The sequence below is a fragment of the Halomonas sp. SIMBA_159 genome, assembly GCF_046536035.1.
GTDB classification, from domain to species: Bacteria; Pseudomonadota; Gammaproteobacteria; order Pseudomonadales; family Halomonadaceae; genus Vreelandella; species Vreelandella venusta_A.
In genome coordinates this window covers 1-241 of sequence record NZ_JAWJBT010001451.1, presented here as the reverse complement: position 1 = coordinate 241, position 241 = coordinate 1, and the positions used below count along the sequence as shown (strand labels likewise).

At 66.4% G+C, this 241-nt stretch carries 1 protein-coding gene; it reads left to right on the top strand.

What is annotated here, in order from left to right:
* On the top strand, nucleotides 1-241 hold a 241-nt coding region (locus R0J87_RS24035; RefSeq protein WP_498889553.1), incomplete at both ends, for a cytochrome c biogenesis CcdA family protein.

Below are 241 nucleotides of genomic sequence, written 5' to 3'. Positions count from 1 at the left end.
CACACTGACCGCCGCCGAGGGCATCCAGGCCCAGGATCCCGGTACGGAGGCCGGCAACAAGGCCTGGGGCGTGTTCTGGTCCGCACTGGCCTTCGTGCTCGGCTTCACGGTGGTGTTCACCGCCCTGGGCGCGACCGCCTCCTCGCTCGGCCAGTTGCTCTCGCAGCATTTGGACACCCTGGCGATCGTCGCCGGGCTCGTGATTATCGTGTTTGGGCTGCATTTCCTTGGGCTTTTCCGG